General features: G+C 53.0%; 20 protein-coding genes. 16 read left to right on the forward strand and 4 right to left on the reverse strand.

Going from position 1 to position 21,330, the window contains the following annotated elements:
• Window positions 1-21 precede the first annotated feature (21 nt).
• Window positions 22-3,624, forward strand: a complete 3,603-nt coding sequence (locus tag Q9292_RS07595; RefSeq protein ID WP_313986499.1) for a DUF748 domain-containing protein — start codon at window positions 22-24, stop codon at window positions 3,622-3,624.
• A 192-nt stretch (window positions 3,625-3,816) separates the two neighbouring features.
• Here Q9292_RS07595 and Q9292_RS07600 read toward each other — a convergent pair whose 3' ends face one another.
• From Q9292_RS07600 to Q9292_RS07610, 3 genes are read right to left on the reverse strand one after another with little or no spacing between them, the layout of a single operon-like run.
• On the reverse strand, window positions 3,817-4,458 hold the full coding sequence (locus Q9292_RS07600) for a site-2 protease family protein (protein WP_313986501.1): 642 nt from the start codon (window positions 4,456-4,458) through the stop codon (window positions 3,817-3,819).
• A 21-nt stretch (window positions 4,459-4,479) separates the two neighbouring features.
• A complete protein-coding gene (locus tag Q9292_RS07605) occupies window positions 4,480-5,091 on the reverse strand; it encodes an L-threonylcarbamoyladenylate synthase (protein WP_194748287.1) in 612 nt (203 codons plus the stop codon).
• A 6-nt stretch (window positions 5,092-5,097) separates the two neighbouring features.
• A complete protein-coding gene (locus Q9292_RS07610; protein WP_313986504.1) occupies window positions 5,098-5,949 on the reverse strand; it encodes a 3',5'-nucleoside bisphosphate phosphatase in 852 nt (283 codons plus the stop codon).
• Between the two features lie 129 nt (window positions 5,950-6,078).
• On the opposite strand from Q9292_RS07610, the gene Q9292_RS07615 reads away from it, so the two are divergent.
• The 14 genes from Q9292_RS07615 to Q9292_RS07680 all read left to right on the forward strand — a co-directional run bounded on the left by Q9292_RS07615 (window position 6,079) and on the right by Q9292_RS07680 (window position 20,097).
• Window positions 6,079-6,624 carry a septation protein A gene (locus tag Q9292_RS07615; RefSeq protein WP_275355966.1) on the forward strand — a complete coding sequence of 182 codons (546 nt, stop codon included), beginning with the start codon at window positions 6,079-6,081 and terminating at the stop codon, window positions 6,622-6,624.
• A 50-nt stretch (window positions 6,625-6,674) separates the two neighbouring features.
• Window positions 6,675-6,974 (forward strand): YciI family protein, encoded by a 300-nt coding sequence (locus tag Q9292_RS07620; RefSeq protein ID WP_313986506.1) that lies wholly within the window; start codon window positions 6,675-6,677, stop codon window positions 6,972-6,974.
• Window positions 6,974-7,237 carry a BolA family protein gene (locus tag Q9292_RS07625; protein ID WP_194748291.1) on the forward strand — a complete coding sequence of 88 codons (264 nt, stop codon included), beginning with the start codon at window positions 6,974-6,976 and terminating at the stop codon, window positions 7,235-7,237. Before Q9292_RS07620 ends, Q9292_RS07625 begins: the two co-directional genes overlap by 1 nt.
• Window positions 7,238-7,294: 57 nt before the next feature.
• Complete coding sequence (locus Q9292_RS07630) at window positions 7,295-8,104, forward strand: peptidylprolyl isomerase (protein WP_313986508.1); 810 nt, start codon at window positions 7,295-7,297, stop codon at window positions 8,102-8,104.
• Between the two features lie 165 nt (window positions 8,105-8,269).
• Window positions 8,270-8,518: a ferrous iron transport protein A gene (locus Q9292_RS07635; RefSeq protein ID WP_194748293.1), complete on the forward strand. Its 249-nt coding sequence runs from the start codon at window positions 8,270-8,272 to the stop codon at window positions 8,516-8,518.
• Window positions 8,515-10,305: a ferrous iron transport protein B gene (gene feoB / locus Q9292_RS07640; RefSeq protein ID WP_194748294.1), complete on the forward strand. Its 1,791-nt coding sequence runs from the start codon at window positions 8,515-8,517 to the stop codon at window positions 10,303-10,305. The genes Q9292_RS07635 and feoB overlap by 4 nt, the downstream gene beginning before the upstream one ends.
• Window positions 10,306-10,388: 83 nt before the next feature.
• Window positions 10,389-10,898: a PepSY domain-containing protein gene (locus tag Q9292_RS07645; RefSeq protein ID WP_275355973.1), complete on the forward strand. Its 510-nt coding sequence runs from the start codon at window positions 10,389-10,391 to the stop codon at window positions 10,896-10,898.
• Between the two features lie 143 nt (window positions 10,899-11,041).
• Window positions 11,042-14,953 (forward strand): phosphoribosylformylglycinamidine synthase, encoded by a 3,912-nt coding sequence (gene purL / locus Q9292_RS07650; protein WP_313986511.1) that lies wholly within the window; start codon window positions 11,042-11,044, stop codon window positions 14,951-14,953.
• Window positions 14,954-15,041: 88 nt separating this feature from the next.
• Entirely contained in the window at window positions 15,042-15,527 is a 486-nt protein-coding gene (locus tag Q9292_RS07655) for an ankyrin repeat domain-containing protein (protein WP_194748297.1), read from the forward strand.
• A 182-nt stretch (window positions 15,528-15,709) separates the two neighbouring features.
• On the forward strand, window positions 15,710-16,060 hold the full coding sequence (locus Q9292_RS07660) for a hypothetical protein (protein WP_313986514.1): 351 nt from the start codon (window positions 15,710-15,712) through the stop codon (window positions 16,058-16,060).
• Window positions 16,060-17,352, forward strand: coding sequence for an NAD(P)/FAD-dependent oxidoreductase (locus tag Q9292_RS07665; RefSeq protein WP_313986516.1), 1,293 nt, complete (start codon window positions 16,060-16,062; stop codon window positions 17,350-17,352). Before Q9292_RS07660 ends, Q9292_RS07665 begins: the two co-directional genes overlap by 1 nt.
• Complete coding sequence (locus Q9292_RS07670) at window positions 17,349-18,563, forward strand: PQQ-dependent sugar dehydrogenase (RefSeq protein ID WP_313986518.1); 1,215 nt, start codon at window positions 17,349-17,351, stop codon at window positions 18,561-18,563. The genes Q9292_RS07665 and Q9292_RS07670 overlap by 4 nt, the downstream gene beginning before the upstream one ends.
• A 55-nt stretch (window positions 18,564-18,618) precedes the next feature.
• Complete coding sequence (locus Q9292_RS07675; protein WP_194748300.1) at window positions 18,619-19,203, forward strand: hypothetical protein; 585 nt, start codon at window positions 18,619-18,621, stop codon at window positions 19,201-19,203.
• 9 nt (window positions 19,204-19,212) lie between these two features.
• The gene (locus Q9292_RS07680) at window positions 19,213-20,097 is read left to right on the forward strand and encodes an SMP-30/gluconolactonase/LRE family protein (RefSeq protein WP_313986521.1); all 885 of its coding nucleotides are present in this window, start codon (window positions 19,213-19,215) and stop codon (window positions 20,095-20,097) included.
• A 156-nt stretch (window positions 20,098-20,253) separates the two neighbouring features.
• Here Q9292_RS07680 and Q9292_RS07685 read toward each other — a convergent pair whose 3' ends face one another.
• Complete coding sequence (locus tag Q9292_RS07685; RefSeq protein ID WP_275355984.1) at window positions 20,254-20,448, reverse strand: hypothetical protein; 195 nt, start codon at window positions 20,446-20,448, stop codon at window positions 20,254-20,256.
• 199 nt (window positions 20,449-20,647) lie between these two features.
• Between Q9292_RS07685 and Q9292_RS07690 the strand changes: the two genes are divergently transcribed.
• The gene (locus tag Q9292_RS07690; protein WP_194748303.1) at window positions 20,648-21,328 is read left to right on the forward strand and encodes a response regulator transcription factor; all 681 of its coding nucleotides are present in this window, start codon (window positions 20,648-20,650) and stop codon (window positions 21,326-21,328) included.
• The last annotated feature ends 2 nt before the right edge of the window (window positions 21,329-21,330 follow it).

A 21,330-nucleotide genomic window follows, 5' to 3' on the forward strand; every position in this document is an offset into this window, starting at 1 on the left:
GGCCGACTGGCGCAAATCGCATTGTCAGTACCGTTGAGGATCGTCGCCGGACTGGTGGTTTTTTACCTGCTGTTTGCCTGGCTGGCTTTGAACCCGCTGGCCAAATGGCTGTTGCCCTGGGTTGCCGAAACACAGCTGGCCAGCAAAGCTAGCGTCGACAAGGTCACATTTGACCCCTTCAGCTTGACCACCACCATCGAAAAACTCTCACTCACTGATCAGCAAGGCGCGCCCTTGGCTGCGTTTGACCGACTAGTGGTCGATCTTGAGGCCAGCGGACTGTTTAAATGGGCATGGAAACTCAAGCAGATCCAGTTGACAGGCCCACATGTGAATGTGATGGTCTCCAAACAAGGTAAACTCAACTGGGCAGACCTGATCGCCAAACTCAATGAAAACCCCTCGCCGCCAGATCAGGACCTGCCCCGAGTCATCATTGAAAAAATCATCCTGAGCCAGGGCAATATTGAATACCTGGATGCACAGCACGACCAGCCTTTGCGTGCCTCCCTCAAGCCGCTGGATTTTGAACTGGAAGGCTTTTCTACCCTGCCCCAAGACCGCGGCGACTACCTGATCGCGGCAAAACTGCCCTATCAGGGCGGCACCGTGAAGTGGAAAGGTAATTTCGGCGTCAATCCCCTCGCATCGCAAGGGCAACTGGCGATTGAGGCGTTACAAATTGCCAAGGTGATGCAGTGGGTCAACACAGCGGCGCTGCCCGTTAAAGTTGAGACCGGGGCTTTTTCTGGTCAGTTGAACTATGCATTTTCCATGCATCAGCAACAACCAAAGCTGCAGCTCAGTGATGTCCAGCTGCGCATTGAGGACTTGGGGGCGACAGTGGCGCCAGCGGACAAACTTAGCTGGGCCTCATTCACGGTCACCACCAAACAGCTGACGCTACTTCCTGCTGCGCAACTCAGCCTGCAGGGTCATGGTATCGACATGACCCTGAATCAGCTCAAGCTACAAAAGCCGCAAGCGGTCGTCTCAATGGCCAGCAGCCAGCTGTCACTGCCCAGTCTCAGTTTCACGCTGGATAAACAAGCACAGCTTCAGTTTGAAAATCTGGATGTTCATCTGCAACAGGCGCAGGTACAGCATGGCCAGCAAACCTTGCTCAGCCTGCCTGAACTGGCGCTGGAACACGCCAGTTTCAACCTGGCTGACCGTCGTGCAAAGATCGGGCTCGTCCATCTCAATCAGGGACAATTATCCGCCACGCAGCTGGCCTCTGGCTTGCTGGATTGGCAACAGAGCTTCGAACCAATCGTCGCAAAAAATACGTCAACCACCCAACCCACAGCCGAGCAAACAGCGAAAATAGCTGAAAGTAAGCCGTTCCATTTGAACATTGACGAAATAGCTCTCGCGCACTGGCACCTGACCTATACCAGCCACCAGTTTGCCAAACCGCTGCAGGCAACTGTAGGCGACATGAATCTGCAATTGGCCTTGGATCATGCTGAAGACCTGACGCTCAGTAACATGCAACTGGATGCCAGCCAACTCGCGCTGCAATCGGATAAACAAACGCTGGCACAACTTGGCAAGCTATCGGTAGGCAAAGTACATCTGGCGCTGGCGCAACAAAAAGCTGAGGTCGCGGCGATCCAGTTAAGCGGTCTGAAAACCTCGGTGATTCGCCAGGCCGACCAGCGCTTGAACTGGCAAACCCTGCTCGCAACAGTCCCGGCAGAAGCCCCCAAGAACACGGCGACTTCACCCACCGCGACAACGCAGAAAACTGCCTGGACCTATCACCTCAAACAACTAGCCTTGCAGCAGGCTGAGGTGCATATTGAGGATCAATCGACCTCAAGCCCCATGATCCTGGATGTGACCGATGGTCAACTCTCGCTGACTGACTTGAACCAGAATCTGACACGCTGGCTCCCAGTCAAGGCTGGCTTCAAGGTCAAACAAGGCGGTCAATTGAATCTGCAAGGCAAGATCGCGGCGGCCCCGTTTAAAGCAGACCTGCAAACACAGCTCAGTCAGTTATCTTTAAAACCCTTTGCGCCCTACCTAGCACAAGTCGCCTTACTCAAACTGGAAGATGGCGCAGTCGGTTTAGAAGGCAGGTTACAACAATCCTCGCAAGGCACAACCCGCTTTGATGGCGGTTTCACCGTCAACCAGCTCTCGATTATTGAGGAAGAAAGCCAGCAACCATTCTTGCGCTGGCAAACCTTACAGGCAGACGGTGTATCGCTATCAGTGGCACCGAACAAATTGCAAATCGACACCTTGAGTGTGAGCCAACCGCAGACCAAGTTTATGATTGCTGCCGATCGCAGCCTGAACGTAAGCAAGCTCATGCGTACTGCGCCCGCTTCTGACCATCCGCCTGCGAGCAATGGCAATGCAACAACATCGACCAGTACAAGCGCAGCAACCGCGGCGGCAAACGCAAGTAAACAGAGTGATTTTCCGGTCAATATAGACAGTGTGCGGATCAACAATGCCGAACTGGACTTTGCCGACTTGTCATTGCCGCAGCCATTTGGCACGCATATTAACAATCTGGGCGGGGTGATTAACGGCATTTCGAGCAACCCGGCTTCCACAGCCCAGGTAGAGATGGATGGCAAGGTGGATGACTATGGCGCTGCCCGCATCCGTGGCAGCTTGCAGCCATTTAACACCGGCGAATTTACCGACCTTAAACTGGCGTTCACTAATCTGGAAATGAACCGGCTAACCCCCTATTCCGGCAAATTTGCCGGGCGCAAGATCACCTCAGGCAAGCTGTCTGTCGATCTCGAATACAAGATCAAGCAGCGCAAGCTGGCTGGAGAAAACAAATTCGTTATTCACAAACTGACCTTGGGCGAGCGCGTAGACAGCAAGGATGCCGCCAACCTCCCCCTGGATCTGGCGATTGCCATTCTTGAAGACAGCAATGGCGTCATTGACCTCGACCTGCCAGTCAGTGGCAGCCTGGATGACCCCAAGTTCAGCATAGGCGGGATTGTCTGGAAAGCCTTTACCAACATTCTGACCAAAATCGTGACAGCACCATTTAGCGCCTTGGGTAAGCTGTTTGGCAGCAGTGAAAAGCTGGAGGCCATTGTGTTTGATCCCGGTACGGCGGCTTTATCCCCGCCTGAGCAGGAAAAACTGCAAGCAGTGAGCAGCGCACTTAACAAACGCCAGCAATTGAAGCTGGGTGTGGTGCCTGCTTACGATATCGCTGCAGATACGCGCGCCCTGCAGGAAAGCAGCCTGCGTAAGCAAGTGGCTGCGGAAATGGGCATCGTACTGAAGGCAGACCAGACACCCGGACCGATAGACCTCAACAACCCCAAAGTGCAATCTGCGCTCAAGGCCTTGCATGACCGCTTAACCAACAAAGGCCTGCTAAAGCGGCTTGCTTCAAAGCTGGAAAAAACACCGGCCGGATTTTATGAACAGGCACAAGAGACCTTGACGACCAGTATCCCGGTTTCAGAAGCGGACTTACAGGCCTTAGCCAAATCACGGGCAAACGCAATTCAGCAGCAATTGCTGGCCGCAGGCCTAAGCCAGGATCGCATCGCCCTCGCACCGCCAGTGGCCGCAAAAGCAGAGCGCGCTTTGGTACCAACCAAGCTAACGCTGGACGCGATCAAGCATTAATGTGAGCGTTGTCATGACGGCTGAAACGTTGAATTTACTCCCAAAGCGAGTCGATTTGGCTATTGTGCCCTCTGAGTCCACTGTGGCTTAAAAATATAGCCAAGATTAATGATCAATACCTGATTTAACTCAGGCTTGAAAGGCAGAGGCAGCGACTCAAGCCGCAACGAATCAACCAAGTTGGGCTCGCTGTTAGAACACCAACACAGTGAGCAAATGCTGAAAAAAGCGCAGTACCGGCGACAGCACTATCCCCAAAATACCGGTAAACAGGAGTGCAATCAGTATCAGCATGCCGTAACGCTCGAGCTGGGCAAATTTGATCGCCGCGGACATGGGCAATAAGCTCACCGCAATACGGCCACCGTCCAGCGGTGGCAGTGGAAACAGGTTAAGCACCAGCAACACCAGATTGATCTGTACACCTGCAAGACTCATTTGCGACACATACGCCTGGGCAGCGTCTGGAAATTGTCCCACCCTCGCCAACACCAAGCCCCAAAGCAATGCCATGACAAAATTCGACGCGGGGCCGGCCAGGGCCACCCATAGCATATCCTGCTTGGGACGGCGTAACTGGCCAAAATTCACGGGCACCGGTTTTGCCCAGCCAAACAGGATGCCGCCAAACATAATGCTGATGGCAGGCAATAAAATGGTGCCAATAGGGTCAATATGTTTGAAGGGATTGAGCGTAATCCTGCCCATGCGCTCTGCGGTCAAGTCACCAAAATATTTGGCAGCGTAACCGTGAGCAGCTTCATGCACGGTAATCGCAAACAGGATAGGCAGTGCGTAGGCAGCAATTTTTTGTACAACGGTCAGTTCTTCCATGCAAATAGCTTTCAGACAACATTAAGGCCAGGGCGCGACACCTGCCCGAACCAGCGACGGCGGATCTTCGGTCAAATCCAGCACCGTGGTGGGCCCCACGTGCACGATATCACTGTCAATCACAGCATCAATCTGGTGTTCCAGCGCTTCCCGAATCTCCCATCCGACCGAGAGGGGCGCCTCGTCACCGGGTAATTGCAAGGTCATGCTCAGCATGGGCGAATCCAGCGCTTCCAGCAAGGTTTGCGTCACAATATGCTTGGGCACACGCAAACCGATGGTGCTACGTTTGGGGTGATGCAGGCGGCGCGGCACTTCTCTGCTAGCCTCAAGCAAAAAGGTATAAGCGCCTGGGGTCAAGGCTTTAAGTAGCCGAAACTGGCTATTGTTCACTTTGGCATAGGTGCCAATCTCGGCTAGATCACGGCAGATCAGCGTAAAGGGGTGATCATCATCCACACCACGCAACCGGCGGATGCGTGTTTGCGCGTCCTTGAACTCCATCAGGCACACCAAGGCATAACTGGAGTCAGTCGGACAAGCCAGAATACCGCCCTGCTTCAACAGCTGTACCGCTTGTTGAATCAACCGCGCCTGCGGGTTTTGCGCATGAATAATAAAGTACTGGGCCATCAAGCACTACTGCAGCAGACTTGCCTCGGGCCAATCCTGCCAGAGGGGGACACAATTGGCCGGTAAGGCGGGCAAGCGGCCCATTTCCATGAACGAAAGTCCTGGGCCATGATAGTCAGAGCCTTGAGATGCCTTCAAGTCAAAGCGATGGGCCAGTTTTGCGAACTGATCGAACTGCGGCGGCTGATGGCTACCAGTCACGACTTCTATGGCCTGTCCGCCGTAGCCCCTGAACTCGTGCAATAGCAAATGCATATTGACGAAGCCCAGATCATAACGGCCAGGGTGTGCCAGCACGGCGACACCGCCAGCCTGGCGAATCAAGGTCACTGCTTGTTCCAGACTCATCCATTCATGGTTAACAAACCCCGGCTTGCCTTTGACCATATATTTTTTAAAGACAGACTTGATGTTTTTAGCATGCCCTTGCTTGACAATAAACTGGGCAAAATGACTGCGCGTCATTACACTATTTCCCGCAATCTGCTTCGCACCTTCGTAGGCGCCAGCAATACCAGCCTTGGCCAAGCCTTCGGCCATTTGCCGGGCACGCGTATCGCGCGCCGCATGTACTTGCTGAAAGGCGGTGATTAATTGCGGGTCGCTCGCATCAATGCGCAAGCCAACGATATGCAAGGTCCGCTTTTTCCAGGTCACCGAGATTTCGACACCATTCACCAGTGTAATGCCATGCTGCTCAGCGGCAATCCGTGCGCGCGCCAGGCCGCCGACTTCGTCATGGTCCGTCAGCGCCAGCACACGCACGCCTTTGCTCGCGGCGTGGGCAACCAGCTCCTCTGGCGAGAGCAGGCCATCTGAGAGTGTGGAGTGGCAATGCAAATCTATCGGAACGGACATATTGAATGAGAGAGACTACGCTGTTGTGCGGGGACAGGATTGTCTACATATAAACTTTACTTTATGACAAGAATCATAGCAAAATAGTGCCCTCACAGATAGCAAGAATTCAGCGTACTGAAGCCAAGCATGCAAATCATCACTGATTTACTCCCCGTCATCCTGTTCTTTATCGCTTATAAAAAAGCAGGCATCTTTGCAGCCACCGCGGTCGCCATGATCAGTACGCTCTTGCTGATCGGCGTGATCTGGCTAAAACGCGGCAAAATAGACAAGATGCTGGCCATCAACGGCGCCGTGATTACCGTTCTCGGTGGTATCACTTTGCTGCTGCATGACAAAACCTACATCATGTGGAAGCCGACTGCCATCTATTGGATTGGGGCACTGGCCCTGCTTTTCAGTCGCTATGCCTTCAAGCGCAACCTGATTGAGCGCATGCTGGGCAAAATGATGTCGCCGCCTGCTGCCACCTGGGACAAGCTAAATCTCTACTGGATTGCCTTTTTAATCGGCATGGGCATATTGAACCTCTACGTTGCCTTTCACTACAGCGAAGACGACTGGGTCAACTTCAAGTTGTTTGGGGCCACCAGCCTTATGTTTATCTTTATGATCGTGCAAGTCTTTGCGCTAAGAGCGCATTGGGTTGAACAAAATCAGCCGCCCGCCTGACTAAATGTTTAGCCAGACTTTATCGACTGCCGCAGCGAAAGAATGCCACCATGCTTTACATGATTTACGCACAGGACACCCCGAACAGCTTGCCATTGCGGCTGCAACATCGCCCGCCGCATCTGGCCAGATTGCAACAATTGCAAAACGAGGGCCGCCTGGTTTTAGCAGGCCCGTTGCCAGCCATAGACAGCGTAGACCCTGGTGAAGCGGGCTTTAGTGGTAGCCTGATTGTCGCTGAATTTGACTCATTACAGGCGGCCACAGACTGGGCCAATGACGATCCGTTTAAGCATGCAGGCGTCTATGGTCAAGTGACCGTTAAACCGTTTAGAAAGACTTTGCCGTGATGCTGCGCGCTGAAATAGAGCAGCGGTTGCAAAGCCTGACACCGGAACACATCGAGATTCAGGATGACAGTGATTTGCACCGGGGACATGCAGGAAATACTGGCGGCGGACACTTTACCATCACGGTAAAAAGCTCGCTATTTTCAGGAAAATCACAGATAATGCGCCATCGCATGGTATATCAATGTTTGCAAGATTTAATGCCTCATCGCATCCACGCGCTCAGTATTACAGCCTTATCGACCGATGAGTCATTTATTTGAAACAATCCTGTTTTTTAATATCGCACCTAATTCAAAACGTTATTTTAAGGATATTGCATGAAATTTTTGAAAGTATTGTTGGCAATTGCTTGCTTAAGCGCAATGCCACATGTGTATGCGGCGGATGCCGACGCGGTAGCCACCGTCAATGGCAAACCGATCAAGAAATCCTGGGTAGAGTTTATCCTCAAGGATGCTGAAGCGCGTACAGGCCAAAAAGCCAACGATGGCATGAAAGCAGCCGTGGTGAATGAACTGGTTGGCTCTGAATTGGCCTATCAGGAAGCGCAAAAAGCCGGCATCGATAAATTGCCTGACTTTGTGGTCAGTGAAGAATTGGCTCGTCGCAAGTTACTAGTGAATGCTTTCCTGGGTGATTTCATCAAGAAAAATCCTGTGACTGATGCCGAGAAAAAAGAAGCTTACGAGCAATACAAAAAAGAACTGGGTGACAAAGAGTACAACGCCCGCCATATTCTGGTGAAAACAGAAGCCGAAGCCAAAGCTATTATTGCTGACCTGAAAAAAGGGACTGACTTTGCCAAAGTGGCCAAGGAAAAATCTCTGGACCCAGGCTCCAAAGACAAAGGGGGCGATCTGGGCTGGTTCTCACCAGCTGGCATGGTCAAGCCTTTTGCTGAAGCCTTGGTTGCCTTGAAAAAAGGCGAAACCACACCTGAGCCAGTGCAGTCACAGTTTGGCTGGCATGTGATCAAGCTGGTAGACACCCGTGCACTGCAAGCGCCTGCTTATGATAAAGTTCAGGAAGGTCTTGAGCGCACCATTCAACAACGTAAACTCGAAAAATACATGTTGAGCCTCAAAGACAAAGCCAAAATTGACGTGAGCGGCCTTGAGAAAAAATAAGCCGGATTCGTTCTGAGTCTGCAAAAAGCCAGCCATTGCTGGCTTTTTTGTTGTGTGTGATGGATGTCGCGATTGAGCGCGCAACTTGAGAAAAGATCGAATGAACAATTTCCTTCATTGTCATTCTAAGCTACAATCAAGAATTATTCTCATTTGAACGCAACCATGCATCTAGACGCACTGAAACCAGGGCAGACTGCCATCGTAGACCGCATTCATGCAGAGCAAGCATTGGCCCAACGCCTGAATGCCCTTGGATTTCGTAGCGGTAAGCGCATAGAGGTGATCAGACAGGCCTCGTTTAATGGGCCGTTACATGTCCGTATCGGCTCCACGGATGTGATCATCCGCCTGCACGATGCCAGTGCCATTCATTTACACCCCGTTGACCTGTTAGACTCCCCTGCCGTATGAAACGTGTCGCCTTACTTGGGATGCCGAATACCGGCAAATCCACCCTGTTTAACCGCCTGAGTGGTGCGTCTGCGCGCGTCGGCAACTGGCCTGGCATCACGGTCGACCTGATGAGCGCCAAGCTGCTGCTGGGGGGACATATTGCCGAGCTGATCGATTTACCCGGCCTGTATGATTTGCACGGCTTTTCTGATGATGAACACGTGGTCAGGCATTTCCTGAGCCATCACCAGATTGATCTGGTGCTGATTATCCTCAACAGTGCGCAAATCGACCGCCAGCTTTCACTCGCCTTGCAAATCCGTGCCTTGGGCTTGCCTGCAGTCCTGTTGCTCAATATGGAGGATGAGGCCAAACGGGCCGGCATCACCATCAACACCCAGGCCATGAGCAAGCAGTTAGGCATGCCTGTGCGTACCATTAGCGCCAAGTACGGGCAAGGCTGCCCGGAAGCGCTACAGCTGGCGGCAGAGACCATGCTGCAGCACCCTAATCTGACCTCGCCTGACAGTATTGCCCGCAAGCTCGAACTCGAGAATGCCATTGAGCAGGAAATGCACCACATAATCGATCAGAGCGTGCAGTTTCCTATTCAACTGAACCACACACTCACCGACCGTCTCGATAAGGTTCTGCTCCATCCCTGGTTCGGGCTGCCGTTGTTTTTGCTGTCCGTATTTTTGCTGTTCCAGTTTATTTTCAGTGTAGGCGCACCTTTGCAAGAAGGCATGGGCTGGCTGTTTGACACGCTGCGTAGCCAGGCGCTGGAACCAGCTTTGGCCTTCTTGCCGGGCTGGCTAAACGGACTGTTGCTGGACGGCTTGTATACCGGTTTTAGTACGGTGGCCGCTTTTGTGCCCATTATTGTGCTGTTTTTCCTGGTCATGAGCATGGTAGAAGACAGCGGCTATCTCTCACGCGCGGCTTTCCTGATGGATACGCTGATGGCCAAAATGGGACTGGATGGCCGCGGCTTTGTCATGATGCTGATGGGGTTTGGCTGCAATGTGCCCGCACTCATGGGCACTCGCGTCATGCGCAGCCGCCCCATGCGTTTACTGACCATGCTGACGATACCGCTGTCACTGTGCTCAGCCAGATTACAGGTATTTTTATTTATCATCGCCATTCTGTTCCCGCCGTCACAAGCCGCGTTGGTCCTGTTTTCGCTATATCTGGTCAGTTTTGCCACCATTTTTATCACGGCGGTCCTGTTCAAACGCAGCTTTCAAAGCCGCGAGCCGTTTGTGCTTGAGCTGCCGCCTTATCGCTTCCCTACCCCGCAACAAATCTGGATGCGCGGCTGGCAAGAGGTAAAACATTTTCTGGCACGCGCCACCAAATTTATTGTGATTGGTGTGGTGCTGGTCTGGCTACTCACGCATTTACCTTTTTCTGCCACGCCAGCCAGCCCTGAAACCTGGGCCGGGAGCATAGGCCGCTTTTTCGCGCCCGTGCTGGACCCCATTGGCATTGACACCCAACTGGCGATTGCCCTGATTTTTGGTTTTGTTGCCAAGGAAATCGTGGTCGGCTCGCTGGCCGTGATTTATGGCCTGCAAGGGGATGCGCTTAGCCAACAAATTGCCAGCAATATCGACTGGGTACAAGGCATGAGCTTTATGCTGTTTACACTGATTTATACGCCCTGCCTGTCGACCATCGCCACACTTAAATCCGAAAGTAAAAGCAGCGGTTTTATGTGGCTGTCTTTGGCTTGGTCCCTGATGCTGGCATGGCTGGTCAGCTTTGCCTTTTACCAAACGGCTCGTGCACTTGGCTATTGAAATTTCTTGATTTCAAACAGAAACAGGAAAATATAATCTATGTTAAAGTGAATCTTCCACTTAAAAATAAGGAGACTCTACCCATGAACAAGTCTTTAGTGATTGCAGCCGTTGCCGCTTTATTCAGCTTGTCTGCACAGGCTAACAACCACAGTCATAATGGTCCGATGGAAAAATGCATGAAAGCCGCATTGGCCAAACATCCGGGCAAAGTCGTCTCATTGGAAGCCGAGATTGAAAAAGGCCGTGGTGCCATTTATGAGTTCGACATTGTCGGTACAGATGGCAAAGAATGGGAAGTAGAATGTGAAGCCAAAACTGGCAAGGTATTTGAAGAAGAAGTGGATGTTGACCCTAACAGCGACGAATTCAAATCCAAAGCCAAAGTGACGATGGAACAAGCCAAGAAAACTGCGCTGGACAAATATCCAGGTGACGTGGAAAGCATCGAATATGAGCTTGAAAACGGCAACCCTGTCTATGAGTTTGATATCAAGCAAGCCAACGGCAAGGAAATTGAAGTCGAAGTCGACGCAGTGACCGGCAAAATTGGGGAAACCGAAGAAGAAGTCTACGAAATCGGCAAAGACTAATTTTTTATCGTCCCCGCAATCAGTCAAACAGCAACCGCATGGTTGCGGTTTTTATTTGGGCAGGCACTTTGGCGCATTCGATATCAGACGCGCTTTCTGTTAAAATGGCGGTTTGAATTTTCATTGAAAAATCCAACCGCCTCATGTCTAGTCAAGCGCAATTCCTTAGCCTGCGCGGCAGCGCCGCCCTCTCTCAATTCCGTCTCGATAAACTGTATCGCGCCCTCAAAGCCAGCGCACCGAATATCGCCCATATTTACACCGAATTCGTGCACTTTGCGTTTAGCGAGTCCGCCTTGAGCGTGAGCGAGCAAGACACCCTGCGCCAGATTCTGACTTACGGACCGCACACGGATATCGAGTCCCCGACAGGCGAGTTGCTGCTGGTGATTCCGAGGATAGGCACGATTTCGCCCTGGGCCTCACGCGCGACGGATATTGCGCACAACTGTGGCTTGAGTCATCTGCTGCGTCTGGAGCGTGGCATTGCCTATTACGTGACCACTGCGAACGGACAGGCATTGACCGAAGCTGAGAAGCAAGCCTTGCGCACTGCCATCCAGGACCGCATGACAGAAACGGTGGTCTACCAGCTGGCGGATGCAGAAAAACTCTACCACCATGCCGACCCTAAACCTTTATCCAGTGTGGATATTTTAGCTGGCGGCAAAGCGGCGCTTGAAGCTGCCAATAGCGAGATGGGTTTGGCCTTATCGCCAGACGAGGTGGATTACCTGCTGGAAAACTACCGCAAAATGGGCCGCAACCCGACCGATGTCGAACTCATGATGTTCGCGCAAGCCAACTCCGAGCATTGCCGCCACAAGATTTTCAATGCCGACTGGGTGATTGATGGCGTACAGCAAGAGTTGTCGCTGTTCAACATGATCCGCAACACACACAAACTCAATCCTGGCAACACAGTGGTTGCCTACTCTGACAACAGCTCAATTGTACAAGGCCAGAAAACCAAGCGTTTTTATCCGGCAGCCGATCACAGCTACCAGTTTGTCGAAGACGACATGCATTACCTGATGAAGGTGGAAACGCATAACCACCCCACTGCCATTTCACCCTTTGCCGGGGCAGCGACTGGTGCAGGCGGTGAAATCCGTGATGAAGGCGCCACCGGCATAGGCTCTAAACCGAAAGCAGGCTTGACCGGCTTCTCGGTCTCTAACCTGAACCTGCCTGACTTTAAACAGCCTTGGGAAACCAATTATGGCAAACCTGGCCGTATCGCCAGCCCGTTGCAAATCATGATAGACGGTCCTTTAGGCGGGGCCGCTTATAACAACGAATTTGGCCGCCCCAATATTGCCGGTTACTTCCGTACCTTTGAACTCGAAACGCCTACTGCCGATGGCAAGCGCGAAATGCGTGGCTATCACAAGCCGATCATGCTGGCAGGTGGGGTCGGCAATATCTCTGACAGCCACAGCCATAAAAACAGCATTCCCCCCGGCTCAGCCCTGATTCAACTGGGCGGGCCGGCCATGTTGATTGGCCTGGGTGGGGGCGCGGCCTCCAGTATGGATACTGGCGCCAACACGGAAAACCTGGACTTTGACTCTGTGCAACGCGGCAACCCGGAGTTGCAACGCCGTGCGCAAGAGGTGATTGATCGTTGCTGGCAAATGGGCGATAACAACCCGATTTTGAGCATACACGACGTGGGTGCCGGTGGTATTTCCAACGCCTTCCCTGAGCTGGTCAATGATGCCAAAGTCGGCGCCGTGTTCCAGTTGCGTGATGTGCATAATGAAGAGCCTGGCATGAGTCCGCGCGAACTGTGGAGCAACGAAGCGCAAGAGCGCTATGTTCTAGCCGTCACGCAAGACCAGTTGCCCTTATTTGAAGCAATTTGTGAGCGCGAACGTTGTCCGTTTGCCGTCGTCGGCGTCACCACGGAAGAACGTCATCTGACGGTGGAAGACCGTCATTTTGATAATAAGCCGGTGGATATGGATCTGTCTGTTCTGCTAGGCAAACCCCCAAAAATGCTGCGTGACGTCAAATCCGTGAACAAGACGCTACCAGCGTTTGATACCGGCAACGTGGTATTGCATGATGCCGTGTCGCGTGTACTGCGCTTACCGGGTGTGGCAGATAAAACCTTCCTGATTACCATTGGTGACCGTAGCGTGACCGGCCTCATCGCCCGCGATCAAATGGTCGGCCCGTGGCAAGTGCCCGTGAGCAACGTGGCGGTGACCTGTGCCGGGTTTGAAACCAATATCGGCGAGGCATTTGCCATCGGTGAAAAGGCACCCTTGGCGCTGATCGACGCACCGGCTTCCGGCCGCATGGCCATTGGTGAAGCCATCACCAACATTGCCGCCGCCGCAATCAGTGACATTGGCAACCTCAAGCTGTCCGCTAACTGGATGGCGCCTGCCGGTCATGCCGGTGAAGATGCCGCGCTGTATGCCACCGTGAAAACCGTGGGCATGGAATTATGTCCGGCGCTCGGCATCAGCATCCCGGTCGGCAAAGACTCCATGAGTATGAAAACGGTCTGGCAAGATCAAGGTGAAAACAAAGCGGTCACAGCCCCCATCTCACTAGTAATCTCTGCCTTTGCCAATACGCCAGATGTGCGTAAAACCCTGACGCCGCAACTGCGCACTGATCTCGGCGACAGCCAACTGATCCTGATCGACCTGGGCAATGGCAAAAACCGCATGGGCGGCTCGGCTTTGGCTCAAGTCTATCAACAGTTAGGCAACAGCGTGCCCGATGTCGACCAACCGGCACAACTGAAAGCATTTTTTGCCGCGATCCAGCAACTGAATCACGAAGGCAAACTACTGGCTTATCATGACCGCTCAGATGGTGGCCTGTTTGTCACACTGGCAGAAATGGCGTTTGCCGGCCATTGTGGCCTCAATCTTGACCTCAGCGCCCTGGCTGGCGACAACATTGCCCTGCTGTTTAACGAAGAATTGGGGGCAGTTCTGCAAGTACGCGCCAGCGATACGGCAACCATCGTCCAGCAATTGCAACAGCAGTTGGGTGACTGTGTGCACGCCATCGGCCAAGTCACTGCGGGCCAGGACATTGTCATCGCGCTTAAACAAGCACGCTACCAGGCATCACGCATAGACCTGCACCGCATGTGGTCTGAAACCACTTACCGCATGCAGAGCCTGCGTGATAACCCGGCCTGTGCCCAACAGGAATATGACTGCATCCTGAATGCCGACGATGCCGGCTTGCATGCGCAGCTGACTTTTGACCTCAATGACAATATTGCGGCACCGTATATCAACACCGGCAAACGCCCCAACATGGCGATTTTGCGTGAGCAAGGTGTCAACGGCCAAACCGAAATGGCGGCTGCGTTCGACCGCGCAGGTTTTAACAGCGTCGATGTGCATATGAGCGACATCATCAGCGGCCGTGTGGCACTCAAGGATTTCGCAGGCTTGGTGGCTTGCGGTGGCTTCTCTTATGGGGACGTGCTTGGTGCAGGCGAAGGCTGGGCCAAGTCCATCCTGTTCAACGCGCGTGCACGCGATGAATTTAGCGCCTTCTTTAACCGTGCAGACACCTTTGCACTGGGCGTCTGTAATGGTTGCCAGATGATGAGTAACCTGCACAGCATTATTCCAGGGGCTGCGCACTGGCCGCACTTTGTGCGCAACAAGTCCGAACAGTTTGAAGCACGCGTTGCCCTGGTCGAGATTCTGACCTCGCCGTCTATCTTCTTTGACGGCATGGCAGGCAGCCGCATGCCGATTGCTGTGGCACATGGCGAAGGGTTTACGGAATTTACTGATGCGGGCGCGGTCACAAGTGTGCTACAACAGCAACTGGCAACCGTGCGTTATGTGGACCATGCTGCGCAAGCGACCGAAGTTTACCCGTTTAACCCGAATGGTTCGCCTCAGGGCTTGACCGGGTTTACTACGCAAGATGGTCGTTTCAGCATCATGATGCCACATCCTGAACGTGTGTTTAGAGCGGTACAGCATTCCTGGCGGCCAGATGGCTGGCAGGAAGATGGCCCCTGGATGCGCATGTTCAGAAACGCACGCAAGTTTGTAGGTTAAGCGGAGTCGACCGGCCGTTACCGGCGACTTCACGAGGCCAAAAAAGTGGTTATTTTTAAAAAATGAAAATCAGGTGTTTGGAGAGATTATGAAATCAATTAAGTTTTTACTGGCCTTGTGTTCACTGTCATTTGCCTTGCAAGCGTTTGCATTGACCGATGATGAATATATGGAGTTTACCGAGGCGCTGACGGGTGGCAATATCAAAGTCGTGAAAAAGTTTGTCGAAGCTGACCCTTCATTGGTCAACCAGAAGTTCTTTGCCTGGGAACCCCTGCAAATGTCCGCATCCAAAGGCAAACTGGATGTGGTGAAATACCTGGTTTCCAAAGGGGCGGATCTGAACTATGTGCATCCGGCCAGCCGCAATACCGCGTTTCATATGGCCGCATTTATTGGCGATACTGAAACCATGAAATATCTGGCCTCTGCAGGCGCAGATGTGAACAAGAAACTCAAAGGCGATGTTTCGTTGATTCGTTACTTCAGAGAAGAAAATAACCAGAAAATGGTAGATTTACTGACCCAGTTAGGCACCAAAGATGATGGCTGCCAGGAAGAAAAATGCTTCTAATCCTCGAACTGGCGAGAGGGTGTTGATAAAAACGGTCATGAGTTTCATGGCCGTTTTTTTGTTTGCGGGTCAGGTGCCAGTATGGGTGATCATGGCATCCGCTGTGTAACCGCAGTCACTCACATCACCATGCCCATTCAGAATAATGTGAGCTCAAATTCATCATGTGTGACGGGGGTAGCATGAAGTCATTATTCAGCAGTGTGTTTTTCATTTATCTTGCCTGCGCCGGCCTCTGCGCGTATGCGCAAGACCCGCAGGCGATCCGAACGCTGGCAGCATCTTGTGCCGCCTGCCATGGCCCGGCCGGCAACAGCCTGGGCGGCACAGCGACACTGGCTGCGCTCAATCAAGCCTATTTTATCCAGCGCATGCAGGGCTTTAAAGACGGCTCGGTCAGCGCGACGGTGATGCACCATCATGCCAAAGGACTCACAACAGAAGAGATTGCGGACTTGGCGACCTATTTTGCACAACAACCCAGACAGACGCCTCCCGCCTTGCCCAAGCAATCTTTTTTAGGGAGACAGTGATGACCGCCGCATTTGAACAAGCCCCCCTGACGCCCAATGGCCGCAGACAATTTGTACGTTCCATCGTCTATGGCGGTCTGGCCTTTTATGGTCTGCCTGCGTTTGCACGCGCGAGTAAACCACCGCTTGGCCATATTGTCGTGGTTGGTGCAGGCTTTGCAGGGCTCACGGCCGCCAAATATTTACGCGACTGGAGCATGGGCAATCTTAAAGTCACTGTGATCGAACCGAATCCACAGTTCATTTCCTGCCCGCAAAGCAATCTGGTCCTGGGCGGCAGCCGCACACTGGACGATTTGAGTTTTAGCTATGCGTTGTCACGCAAACAGCATGGCATCGACTGGGTACAAGACACGGTCACCAGTGTTGATCTGACCAACAAACAAGTACAGCTGACGCGCGGTCATCTGCATTATGACCGCCTGGTTCTGGCCCCCGGCGTTGATTTCAATTACGCAAGCATCACCGGCATGACCACGCCAGTGACCGACATCCCTCATGCCTGGAAAGCTGGCCTGCAAACTTTGCAATTACGGCAGCAACTGGAGCAGATGCCGGATGGCGGCGTATTTGTGATGACCATCCCGCCCGGCCCTTATCGCTGCCCGCCCGGCCCCTATGAGCGCGCTTGCCAGGTGGCGCATTACTTCAAACAACACAAACCGCGTAGCAAAGTCGTTATTCTGGATGCCAATGCCGATATCGTGTCGAAAAAAGGCTTGTTTTTGCAGAGTTTTCAGGGGGTGTATAAAGACCTGATTGAATACCACAACAACAGTACCATTCTGCAGCTGGATCCGGTGAGCAAAACAGTCAAAACTGACTTTGAATCAGTCAAGGCCGATGTCCTGAATGTCATCCCGCCACAGCTGGCAGGCAAGGTTGCGCAAGTGGCTGGGCTGGTCAATGTGGATCAACGCTGGTGTGAGGTGGACTTTGTCACCTATGCCTCTACGCTGCAACCGGACATGCATATTATCGGTGACAGTATTTCTGCTGGCTTGCCCAAATCCGCCCATATGGCGACCTCACATGCAAAGGTGTGTGCCGCAGCCATCATCGCCATGCAAACCGGTCACGCGCCCAATCCACTGCCGGTGTTTGCCAATACCTGCTACAGCTTTGTCGATGACCAGCAGGCCATGCATGTCGCCAATGTTTATCGTTATGACCCTGTTAAGAAAAGCATGGTGTCTGCAGAGGGCGGCGGCGTTTCAGCCAAGGCCAGCGTGCAGGAAGGGGAATATGCCCAGGCCTGGGCGCAGAATATCTGGGCAGATACGTTGACATGATGACTGCCGTGCTCAGTGCTGTCAGAGAACAGCAGTCACTATTGGCTGGCCTGATGCTGATCGGCCTGGGCATGGCAACCGGTTTGCATACTGCCACCGCGCAACCTCTGGCGACAGACGCCCTGCGCAATCTCAAGGCGCCTGCCGGACTGCAAATTGAGCGCTTTAGTGATGTGAGCGCCTGGGGCATGCCTCGCATGCTGGCGCTGGATTCGCAAGGTCAGTTACTGGTGAGTCTGGCGGACACTGGCCGTATTCTGAGGCTAGACCAAACGGGTCATGCCGAGGTGATTGCACAAGGACTCAATGCTCCGCAAGGCCTCACCCTGCTAGGAAAAGACCTGCTGGTTGCGGAGCAAACCGGCGTGGTGAAATTGCCCTGGCAAGACAGCCATTGGGGGCCGCCACAGCCATTTATCCGAAACTTGCCCAGTGGCGGCCACACCCTCAAAACGGTCAAGGTGTCGCCAGATGGCTATGTCTTTGTCAACGTGGGCTCCAGCTGTAATGTCTGTGTGGAAGACAACCCGCTACGCGCCACATTACTGCGCTTTGCCGCAGATGGCCGCCCTGCCGGTGCGCTGGTCACGCTGGGCTGGCATGCCCAAAGCGCGGTCTGGGCGACCGGACTGCGTAACACGCAGGGGTTCACCTGGCATCCACAAACAGGTGCGCTGTTTGCCACCAACAATGGTGCCGACAATCGCAGCAGCCATGCTCATGGCGCCGTTGATGATGACCTGCCACCAGAGCACTTGAACCAGATTGAAGGCGGGACATCCTATGGCTGGCCCTATTGCTGGGGCGATCCGGCACAGGCGGGCAAGCTGTTTGCAGATCCAAATATGCCAGGCGCCGCAGCAGCCTGCCAACAATCGCAGGCGCCCGCCCTGCTACTCCCCGCCCACAGCACACCGATAGGCATCACTTTTTTGCAGCACAGCCGGCTTCCCGCAGAAATGCGTGAGGATGCCATTGTCGCGCTGCACGGTTCATGGAACCGCAAACAGCCCAGCGGCTACGCCTTGCTGCGTGTACAATTCAGGAACCAACAACCTGTCGCAACCGTCCCATTCATTGAGGGTTGGCTGCAAGACAATCAGGCCTGGGGCCGACCGGTAGACGTGATCGTCGGCACGGATGGCTGGCTCTATGTGAGTGATGACCTGACCGGCTGGATTTACCGTATCCGTGAGAAAACGCTGCAATAAAAAATTTATGCCACAGACCCGTTCTGGTCTGGGTGAATTGTTTGAGGAGATTGAAATGAAACGTCTTTTAACGTATTTAAGCGGCGCCCTGTGCCTGGCTTTGACGCCTGTCACCCAGGCCGGTGCCCAGCCTTCATTGGTCATTCAGGTGCCAGAGTCTTTTTACCAGCATCCGGTGCGTTTGCTCAACCCCTATTTAGTTTACTGGCACAATCGCGCTGAAATTGCAGAGTCGGTTGGCTTGAACAGCTTTCAGGCACAACATTACACCACCTCCAGCTGCCAAGCCGAAGCACAAGGCCAGGCATTGGTCGTGATCGAACCCAATATGTTTTATAATCCGCAAACTGGCGTGTTTTACAGCGAGATCACGGCCAGAGTTTATAACACCCCGGCTGCGGATAGCGCGCTAGGCAAACCACTGATGACGGTGAAAGGCGAAGGCCAGTCGCGTGGCTGGCTGACCTACAATGTAGAGAATTTTGCCCGCCAGTCCTACCAGCAGGCATTTGAGCAAGTGATCCAGAAAATCCAGCAAAACCCGGCTTATGAGCCCTCTGTCGTAGCTGCGCCCGTTCAAACCTACCAAGCCTTGTGCAACAGCATTGATACGCTGTCACAACCTAAGGCGCTGTTCTAGAAAGAAAATATGCAATCATTCATCTCGAACACACCGTCATGGATACAATGGCTGTTGGCCAGCAGCCTAACCCTGACCAGCCTGGCCAGCCATGCGCACCCCCTGGAGCCGGTCAAAGGTCTGCTGACGCCCGAGTCCGTCGTACAAGCGGCCGATGGCAAAATTTATGTGTCAGAAATCAATGGCTTTGGCCAGGATGGCGACGGGCAAATCCGTGTACTGGACCATGGTCAGTCCTCCGTCCTGGTGCAAGGGCTGGATGACCCCAAAGGCCTGGTGATCATTGCCAATGACTTGTATATTGCGGACAAAACGCGGGTACTGCGCGTCGCGCTCAATCAGCCAGGCGCGGTTGCAGAAGTGTTTTTATCTGCCAACGAGTTCACCAAACCGCCACAATTCCTCAACGATCTGGCGGCAGATGCCAATGGCAATCTGTATATCAGCGATAGCGGCGACATTTTGGGCACAGGAAAAGGTGGTGCCGTTTACAAAGTGACCCCGCAACGCCAGGTAACCCTGCTGCTGGATGGCAAGATCGATGAGCGCATTTTGGCGCCAAATGGTTTGCTGGCCGATGCCAAGGGCGAACACCTGCTTTTGGTCGACTTTACCTCGGGGGTGCTATACAGCTACGACCTGGCAGGCAAATCACTGCAAGAGATGGCACGCGGATTTGGCGGCGGTGATGGCCTGGTCAGGCAGGCCAATGGCACGATTTATGTCAGCGACTGGAAATCCGGCAAGATTTTCAAGGTGGATGCACAACATAAAGTTACCTTGATCAAGCAAGGTTACCAATCTGCAGCCGACATCGCGCTTAGCCAGGATGACCATCATCTGCTAGTGCCGGATATGAAAGCAGGCGAACTGGATATTCTTCCTTTGCGCTAATCAGCAGAGATACCAGGCCGTGGCCTGGCATTTTTGTGGGTTGCAACAGGCAAAAAAAACCACGCAGAGCGTGGTTAAAGTGAGAGGATACACACGAAACCGCTGATTGCCTAAACGACGCTGCAGGGAATTCAGCGCGCTTAGGCAACTTCACAGTTACTTGGTTTGCGCAGTTTTTTTGTCAATCTCCTTTTGGGAACTGACCGCTGGCTGCGCACCAGCGTGTTTGGCGATTTTCAGATGCCTTTGCATTTCTACCTGGTCATGTGGTGAGGGATTTGTCCCCGCCCACACGGGCATCGAAAGTAAATATCCTGTCATTCCTATGATCAGCAACATGCGTTTTTTCATGATCACTCCTTATCAGGTTCCAACCCTTTGATCCTTGGTGTTTCTTGGTCAGCGTCTTTACTTCTGCGCTGTCAACGATTCACACGATACGCCTCGGGCCTTACAGCTAACTTACGCGCGCCTTGCACCAAGCTTACAACCCGTCAATCCGGCTTGCATTGAGGTAAACTGAGCGTATTCAAACCAGCAGGTGAAAGCGATGCGTCTATTAATAGTGGAAGATGATTTGGTGATTGCAAACGGTCTGGTACGTGCATTGACGCAAGCGGAATATGCCGTTGACCACGTGACAGACGGCAAGCAAGCTCTACGGGCAATTAATGATGATGTATATGATTTGGTGATTCTGGATTTAGGCTTGCCCACCATGGACGGAATGACGATATTGTCGCACCTGCGCCAGCAAGCCAACCCGATTGCCGTCCTCATTTTAACCGCGCGAGAAGATGTCGCGACACGCGTACAAGCGCTCGATATCGGCGCCGATGATTTTCTCACCAAGCCGTTCCACCTTGAAGAACTCGAAGCGCGGGTGCGTGCCCTGATCCGCCGCAGCAAGCTGGGCAATAACCTGCCACTGCAATGCGGCAACTTGAAACTGGATGTCGCCAACAAACTGGCGACCATCAATGACCAACCAGTCACCCTGTCTGCACGCGAACTGCATTTGCTAGAAACCTTGATGATGCGCATGGGTAAAATTATTGCCAAAGAGCAAATCATGGAATCGTTATGCAACTGGGATGAAACACTCGGCGATAATGCCATTGAAGTGTATATCCATCGTCTGCGCAAAAAAATTGAGCCCAGTGGCGCCAATATCCGCACAGTGCGCGGCTTGGGCTATATGCTGGAAGCCGAACAACATGCGCAGTCCTAAAG

Source organism: Methylophilus sp. VKM B-3414, from assembly GCF_032248435.1.
Lineage (GTDB): Bacteria > Pseudomonadota > Gammaproteobacteria > Burkholderiales > Methylophilaceae > Methylophilus > Methylophilus glucosoxydans.